Genomic DNA, 7576 nt, shown 5'->3' on the forward strand with positions numbered 1-7576 from the left:
GGGTCTGGCCCGGGCCGTACGGCGCCGGGGCGCCGGGGCCCGCGGGTGCGTGCGCCGGTCCGGGGGGAGCGGGCGGGGGCGGGCCCTGGGTGCGGTCCAGCTCCTCCAGCGCCTCGCGCATCCGGCCGTGGGCGTCCTCGTAGACCTCCAGGTGGCTGCCGGTCGGCAGCTCGTCGGCGTCGGCCAGACGGTCGAGCGCGGCGTCGACGTCGGCGTTGCCGGTGGGCGTGCGCGCGACGCCGAGGGGCACGGGCCCGGCCGCGGCCGGTTCGGCCTCCGGCTCCGGCTCGTTCGGCTCCGGCACCGGCTCCGGCACGGTCTCCGGCCCGCTCGCCGGCACGGCCCCGGCCTCGGGCTCCGCTGCGGGCATCGGCGTCGGCTCGCTCATGCCACAGACCGTACCGCGAACCGCCGCCCCGACCCGCTCAGACCCCGCTGGCCGCCGCCGCCCGCACCTTGCGCGCCGCCGGGACGACCAGCGGCGTGCCCGTCTCCGGGTCGTCGATCACCTGGCATCTGAGCCCGAAGACGCGCTCGACGAGCCCGGCGTCCACGATGTCGTTCGGATGCCCCTCCGCGACGATCCGCCCGTCGCGCATGGCGATCAGGTGGGTGGCGTAGCGCGCCGCGTGGTTGAGGTCGTGCAGCACGGCGACCAGCGTGCGCCCCTGTGTCTCGTGGAGTTCGGCGCAGAGGTCGAGGACCTCGATCTGGTGCTGGATGTCGAGGTACGTCGTGGGCTCGTCGAGCAGCAGCAGCGGCGTCTGCTGTGCCAGCGCCATCGCGATCCACACGCGCTGCCGCTGCCCGCCGGACAGTTCGTCGACATAGCGCTCCGCCAGCTCCGCGATCCCGGTGGCGGCCATCGACTCCTGGACCACCCGCTCGTCCTCCCGCGACCACTGCCGCAGCAGCCCCTGGTGCGGGTAGCGCCCGCGGGCGACGAGGTCGCCGACCGTGATGCCGTCGGGCGCGACGGACGACTGCGGCAGCAGCCCGAGTATCCGCGCCACCTTCCGCGCCGGCAGCGTCCCGATCGCCTCGCCGTCCAGCAGCACCGCGCCGGCGCTCGGCTTGAGCATCCGCGCCAGCCCGCGCAGCAGCGTCGACTTGCCGCAGGCGTTGGGCCCGACGACGACGGTGAACGAGGAGTCGGGCACCGCCACCGACAGCTTCTCGGCGACGACCCTGCTGTCGTAGGCGAGGGTGACGTTGTCGGCGGCGAGACGGCTCACGGCGGATCTCCTGTTCGGCGTTCGGTCGGTCATATCCGGCCCGCCCGGCGTTCCACGGCGAGCAGCCAGAGGAGGTAGACGCCGCCGAGCACGCCGGTGACGACGCCGACGGGCACCTGGTCGGCGCCGAAGGCGCGCTGCGCCCCCCAGTCGGCGACGATCAGCAGCGTGGCGCCCATGAGCGCGGCGGGCGCCAGGTTGGGGCCGGGCGCGCGGGTCAGCCGGCGGGCGAGCTGCGGGGCGGTGAGGGCGACGAAGGCGACCGGTCCGGCCGCGGCGGTGGCGGCGGCGGTCAGCAGCACCGCGGCCAGCAGCGCCACGAGCCGTACCCGCTCGACCGGGATGCCCAGCGCGTACGCCGTGTCGTCGCCCATCTCCATCATCCGCAGCGGCCGGCCGCAGCCGAGCACGACCGGCACCAGCACCGCGCAGACCGCGACCAGCGGCCACACGTGCGTCCAGTCGCGGCCGCCGAGCGAGCCGGTGATCCACAGGGTGGCGCGGGCGGCGTCGACCAGGTCGGCCCTGGTGAGGAGGTAGTTGATGACGCCGGTGAGGATGGCGGCGGCGCCGATGCCGACGAGGACGAGCCGGTAGCCGGCGACGCCCCGCCGCCACGCCAGCAGGTAGATCGCCGCGCCGGTGGCGATCCCGCCGATGACGGAACCGGTCGCCACCGCCTCCGAGCCGCCCTTGAACACCACGATGACCACCAGCGCGCCGACCGCGGAGCCGTGCGAGATGCCCAGCACGTCCGGACTGCCCAGCGGGTTGCGGGAGATGGCCTGGAACACCGCCCCGGCCAGCCCCAGCGCCGCGCCGACGAGCAGCCCCACCAGCACCCGCGGCAGCCGCAGCTCGCGGACCACGAACTCCTGCCCGGGCTCGCCCCCGCCGAGCAGCGTGCGCACCACCTCGCCGAAGGAGATGGGGTAGTCGCCGGTGCCGACGAGGACGACGGCCGCGGCCAGCGCCGCGGCGGCGAGCAGCAGGCAGACGAGCAGGGCGCGCAGGTCGAGGCGTACCGACAGATCGCCCTTCGTGCCGCGTACGTTGAGCGTTCTCACAGCTGCGCCATCCTCCGGCGTCGTACGAGATGGATGAACACCGGGCCGCCGAGGATCACGGTGACGATCCCGACCTGCACCTCCGCGGGCCGGGCCAGCACCCGGCCGAACACGTCGGCACCGAGCAGCAGCACGGGCGCGAGCACCGCCGAGTACGGCAGGATCCAGCGCATGTCGGGCCCGGTCACGGCGCGCACCATGTGCGGGATCATCAGGCCGACGAAGACGATGGGCCCGCAGGCGGCGGTCGCGGCGCCGCACAGCAGCGTGACGGTGAGCATGGCGAGCAGCCGGGTGCGGTTGAGGTGCGCGCCGAGGGCGCGGGCGGTGTCGTCGCCCATGGCCATGGCGTTCAGCGGGCGGGCGAGCAGGAGCGCGAGGAAGATGCCGACGGCGAGGAACGGGAGCACCTGCCGGATGGTGGTCGTGTCGGCGGAGGCGAGCGACCCGGTGGTCCAGAACCGCATCTTGTCCAGCGCCACGGTGTCCGTCAGTTCGACGGCGCGTACGTAGCCGAAGAGCGCGGCGGTGGCGGCGGTGCCGGCGAGCGCGAGGCGCACCGGCGTGGCGCTGCGGCTGCCGCCGAGGGCGTAGACGAGCACGGAGACGGCGGCGGCGCCGGCGAACGCGAACCAGACGTAGCCGGCGACGGAGGTGACGCCGAAGAAGCTGATGGCGCTGACGACGGCAGCGGAGGCGCCGGCGTTGATGCCGAGCAGCCCGGGATCGGCGAGGGGGTTGCGGGTGAGTGCCTGCATCACCGCGCCGGAGAGGCCGAGCGCGGCGCCGGCGAGGAGGCCGAGGACGGTGCGCGGGAGGCGCAGGTCGCGGATGACGACGTCGGTGTCGGTGCCGTCGTAGGCGAAGAGGCCGTGCCAGACCTGGTCCAGGGGGATGGACTTGGCGCCGACGGCGATGCTCGCCGCGCAGACGAGCAGCAGCGCGACGCCCGAGGCGAGGAGGCCGGCCGCGCGCGGGGAGAGCCACCGGCGGCGCGGCGGGGCGTCCTTCGGCCCGAGGTCCTTGCGGGGAGCAGCGTCGACCAACACCCAGTTAGGTTAGCCTACCCTGATCGAACGTTGGAATGGGTGCATGCTCACAGACCGAGGCGGGCCAGCGCCTTTCCCGCGTCGAGGCCGCAGGAGTCCTCCCCCGCGTACGTCCACGCCGCCGCGCACAAAGCCCGCAGCCCGTCGAACGGCTGCCCCTCGCCGTCGAGCGCCAGCCGCGGACCCGTACCGCGTACGGCGGCGGTCCAGCCGCCGCAGCGCGCCGCAACGCCCTCGCCCCCGCCCCGGTCCCCGCGCGCCACCGCCACCTCCGGCTGGCCGGCCGCCAGCGCGCGCAGGTCCGCCGCCACGTACGCCGGCCGGTGCCGCGGCGGCGCCGCCAGCAGCTCCGCGGCGCCGGTGACGCCGGTCAGCACCAGCAGCGCGTCGACGCCGCCGTTGTACGCGCCCTCGATGTCGGTGTCGAGCCGGTCGCCGACGACCAGCGGCCGCCGCGCCCCCGTCCTGATGACCGTCTCCCGGTGCATCGGCGGCCGCGGCTTCCCCGCCACCTGCGGCTCGGCGCCGGTGACCAGCCGCACCACAGCGAGCGCCGCGCCGTTGCCCGGGGCAATGCCGCGGGGCGTCGGGATCGTCAGGTCGGCGTTCGACGCGAACCACGGCACGCCGCGCTGCACCGCGAACGCCGCCTCGTTCAGCCGCTCCCACGGCATCCGCGGCCCGCCGTACCCCTGCACCACGGCCGCCGGGTCGTCGTCCGCCGACTCCACGATCCGCAGCCCGCGCTCGCGCAGCGGCTCGTACAGCCCCTCCGCGCCGACCGCCAGCACCCGCGCTCCCGGCGGCACCTGCTCGGCCACCAGCCGGGCCACGGCCTGCGCCGAGGTGACCACGTCCGCCGGGTCGGCGGGCACGCCCATCGCCGTCAGCCGCGCGGCGACGACGGCCGCGGTGCGGGAGGCGTTGTTCGTGACGTACGCCAGCCGCATCCCCCGCACGCGAGCGTCGGCCAGCGCGTTAGCGGCGTGCTCGACGGCCGTGCCGCCGATGTAGACGACGCCGTCGAGGTCCAGCAGCGCCGTGTCGTACGCCGTGCACAGCGGCTCCGCACAGGCGGCGGGGCGGGTCCTGGCGAGCTGGCTGGACACGGCGGCGGCTCCTCGGACGGGCGATATCGTCGCCTCGATCATCGCGCACCGGCCGCGGCGCATACGATCCGGTCCATGCAGCGTTCACCCGGCCTCGACCTCCGCCCTTTCCGCGGGCTGCGCTACGCGCCGTCCCGGGTGCGCAGCCTCGCCTCCGTCACCTCCCCGCCGTACGACGTCGTCGTCCGGCCCGACGGGCTGCACCACCTGGAGACCGCCGACCCGTACAACATCGTCCGGCTCATCCTCCCCCAGGCCGACGCCCCCGCCGCCCGCCACCGCCTCGCCGCCGACGCCCTGCGCCGGTGGCGCGCGGAAGGCGTCCTCGTACCGGACCCGCGGCCTGCGCTGTACGTGTACGAGCAGCGCAGGGGCGAGCTGCTGCAGCGGGGCGTCATCGGCCTGCTGGCGCTGAGCGAGCCGGCGGACGGCGTGGTGCTGCCGCACGAGGACGTGATGGACGAGATCGTCGCCGACCGCGCGGGCCTGATGCGCGAGACCGCCGCCAACCCCGAGCCGCTGCTGCTGTCGTACCGCAGCGACGGCGCGAACACCGGCACCACGGCCGTCGTCGAACGCACGACGGCACGCACACCCCTGCTCGCGACGACGACGGAGGACGGCTTCGCACACCGGCTGTGGGCGGTGACCGACCCGGACGAGATCGCGGCCGTACGCGCGGACCTGGCGCGGCGGCAGGCCCTCATCGCGGACGGACACCACCGCTGGGCGACGTACCTGCGGCTGCGCGCGGAGCAGCCGGCGCCGCCCGGCGGCGCCGGGGTGGGCGCGGCGGCGGGGCACGGGGACGCCGGACCGTGGGACTACGGGCTGGTCCTGCTGGTCGACACGGCACGCCACCCGCTCGTCGTCCGCGGCATCCACCGCGTGCTGCGCACCCTCCCGCCGGCCGACGCGCTGCGCCTCCTCGGCGACGCCGCCCGCGTCCGGCCGCTCGGCATACCGCTGCCCGCAGCCCTGACCGCGCTCGAAGAGACGCGGGGCAACGCCTTCCTCCTGGCGGGCGAGGGCACGCTGCACCTGGTCGACCGCCCGGACCCGGGCCTGCTGGCCCGTACCGTACCCACCGACCGGCCGCAGGCGTGGCGCAGCCTGGACGCCACGGTGCTGCACGCCACGCTCATCGAGCACGTCTGGCGCCTCCCCGACGAGCCCGCGCACATCGGCTACGTCCACGAAGCGGCGGCCGCGGCCGCCCAGGCGGAGCGCCTGGGCGGCACGGCGGTGCTCATGAAGCCGGTCGCGGAGGACGTCGTGCGGGAGCTTGCGCGGGACGGGGTGACGATGCCGCGCAAGTCCACGTCCTTCGGCCCGAAGCCGGCCACGGGGCTGGTGCTGCGGGCGCTGGACCTGGGCTGAGTCAGCGGCCGGAGTCCTCGCCGGCCGCGGGATCGTCGTCATCGGCGAAGTCGGTCTCCGACACCTCGGGCACGTCGGCGTCGCCCGCGGCGGACTCCGGCCCGTCGCCGAGGTCCGCGGCTTCTCCGGTCTCCCCTACGTCATCGACGTCGTCGACGTCCGGGTCGAGGGCGTCGGTGAACTCGATCCCGTCCAGCTCCGCCAGCCGGTCGGAGGCGTCCGTCAGCCCGTCGTGGTCGGCCTCGACGGCCTTGGCGAACCACTCCCGCGCGTCCTCCTCACGGCCGACCTCCAGCAGCGCGTCGGCGTAGGCGTAGCGCAGCCGCGCGGTCCACGGGTGCACACCCGTCGACGCCAGCTCCGGGCTCTGCAGGGTGACGACGGCGGCGTCCGCCTGGCCCATGTCCCGCCGCGCCCCCGCGGCGACGAGCCGCATCTCCACCTGGCCGGCCTTGTCCAGCCGCTGCACCTCCGGCTCGCCGGCCATCGCCAGCGCCCGCTCCGGCCGCCCCATGCCGCGCTCGCAGTCGGCCATCACCGGCCAGAGGTCGGCACGCCCGCTCATGCGCCGCGCGGCGCGGAACTCGGCAAGCGCCTCCTGGTAGCGGCCCGTGTGGTACGCCGCGAAGCCGGCGGCCTCCCGCACGGCCCCGACCCGGGACGCGAGCCGCAGCGCGACCTTCGCGTGCTCGTACGCGCGCGGCGCGTCCTCGTCGAGCAGCCGGGCGACCATGACGAGGTTCTTGGCGACGTCCTCGGCCAGGGTCTTGGGTAGGCTCTGCAGCTCCTGCCGAACGGCCTTGTCGATCTCCTGCCCGGTGACGTCGTCGGGGATGGACAACCGCCGCACGGGCGCCCGCTCACCCTCACGCCGCGGCCCGCGCGGCCCGCGACCGCGGTCGTCACGACGGTCGTCACGCCGCTCGAACCGTCCTCCGCGGCCGTACGCCCCCCGCCCGTCGCGCTCCCCGGCACGCCGGGGCCCGCGGGGGCGGTCACCGTCGCGGCGGAAGTCACGGCGCGGCCGGTCGTCGTCACGCCGCGGCCCGCGCGGACGGTCGTCATTCCGCCGGAAGTCACGGCGCGGCCGGTCCGTGTCCCGGCCGAAGTCACGGCGCTGCCGATCGTCGTCACGCCGCGGGCCCCGCGGACGGTCGTCATCCCGCCGGAAGTCACGGCGCGGACGCTCGTCATCGCGGCGAAAACCCCGGGGCTGGTCGTCTCCGCGCCGGTCGTCGTCACGCCACGGCCGGCGGGGCCGGTCGTCGTCACGGCGGAAGTCACGCCGCGGACGGTCGTCGTCACGCCGCGGCCCCCGCGGGCGGTCGTCGTCACGGCGGAAGTCACGCCGCGGACGGTCGTCATCGCGGCGCGGCCCCCGCGGGCGGTCGTCACTCCGCCGGAAATCCCGCTGCGGCCGGTCATCCTGCCGCCGGGGCCCCCGCCCCTGCCGATCCTCGTCCCCACGACGGGGCCCCCCGCGGCGCTCTCCGTCCCGCCGCCGGTCGAAACCACGCCCGTCGCCGTCACGACGCCGGCCGCGGCCACGGTCCTCGTCACGCCGGTCGGGCTCGTTGGTGGTCATCTCACTACGCTCCTATAACTCCGGCAGCACCGGAACGAAAAAACAAAAAGGACCTGTGGTCCCAGCGCTCACGCTGGGACCACAGGTCCTCAATAGTTGTTCGGCGGTGACCTACTCTCCCACACGGTCCCCCGTGCAGTACCATCGGCGC

Annotated in this window: 7 protein-coding genes; 1 reads left to right on the forward strand and 6 read right to left on the reverse strand. The window is 75.6% G+C overall.

Annotated elements, in window-relative coordinates; genetic code table 11:
* From ABD317_RS30890 to ABD317_RS30910, 5 genes are all read right to left on the reverse strand, one after another.
* Nucleotides 1-388, reverse strand: a 388-nt coding sequence (locus ABD317_RS30890; protein ID WP_344294185.1) for a hypothetical protein, incomplete at its 3' end; no start/stop codon positions are given.
* Between the two features lie 37 nt (nucleotides 389-425).
* The gene (locus ABD317_RS30895; RefSeq protein WP_199789090.1) at nucleotides 426-1268 is read right to left on the reverse strand and encodes an ATP-binding cassette domain-containing protein; all 843 of its coding nucleotides are present in this window, start codon (nucleotides 1266-1268) and stop codon (nucleotides 426-428) included.
* A complete protein-coding gene (locus tag ABD317_RS30900; RefSeq protein WP_344294188.1) occupies nucleotides 1265-2302 on the reverse strand; it encodes a FecCD family ABC transporter permease in 1038 nt (345 codons plus the stop codon). The genes ABD317_RS30895 and ABD317_RS30900 overlap by 4 nt, the downstream gene beginning before the upstream one ends.
* Nucleotides 2299-3351, reverse strand: coding sequence for a FecCD family ABC transporter permease (locus ABD317_RS30905; RefSeq protein WP_425582479.1), 1053 nt, complete (start codon nucleotides 3349-3351; stop codon nucleotides 2299-2301). Before ABD317_RS30905 ends, ABD317_RS30900 begins: the two co-directional genes overlap by 4 nt.
* A gap of 47 nt (nucleotides 3352-3398) precedes the next feature.
* Nucleotides 3399-4460 carry an HAD-IIA family hydrolase gene (locus tag ABD317_RS30910; RefSeq protein ID WP_344294190.1) on the reverse strand — a complete coding sequence of 354 codons (1062 nt, stop codon included), beginning with the start codon at nucleotides 4458-4460 and terminating at the stop codon, nucleotides 3399-3401.
* Nucleotides 4461-4535: 75 nt separating this feature from the next.
* Here ABD317_RS30910 and ABD317_RS30915 point away from each other — a divergent pair, with 75 nt between their 5' ends.
* Nucleotides 4536-5840 carry a DUF1015 family protein gene (locus ABD317_RS30915; protein ID WP_344294192.1) on the forward strand — a complete coding sequence of 435 codons (1305 nt, stop codon included), beginning with the start codon at nucleotides 4536-4538 and terminating at the stop codon, nucleotides 5838-5840.
* A gap of 1 nt (nucleotide 5841) precedes the next feature.
* Here ABD317_RS30915 and ABD317_RS30920 read toward each other — a convergent pair whose 3' ends face one another.
* Nucleotides 5842-6690 carry a tetratricopeptide repeat protein gene (locus tag ABD317_RS30920; RefSeq protein ID WP_344294194.1) on the reverse strand — a complete coding sequence of 283 codons (849 nt, stop codon included), beginning with the start codon at nucleotides 6688-6690 and terminating at the stop codon, nucleotides 5842-5844.
* Between the last annotated feature and the right edge of the window lie 886 nt (nucleotides 6691-7576).

It is taken from the genome of Streptomyces synnematoformans, from assembly GCF_039531005.1.
Taxonomy (GTDB): Bacteria; Actinomycetota; Actinomycetes; order Streptomycetales; family Streptomycetaceae; genus Streptomyces; species Streptomyces synnematoformans.

Excerpts from the sequence above, each read along its gene's own strand:
- ABD317_RS30895 (WP_199789090.1), bottom strand. The coding sequence starts at position 1,268 with ATGACCGACCGAACGCCGAACAGGAGATCCGCCGTGAGCCGTCTCGCC.
- ABD317_RS30915 (WP_344294192.1), top strand. The coding sequence starts at position 4,536 with ATGCAGCGTTCACCCGGCCTCGACCTCCGCCCTTTCCGCGGGCTGCGC.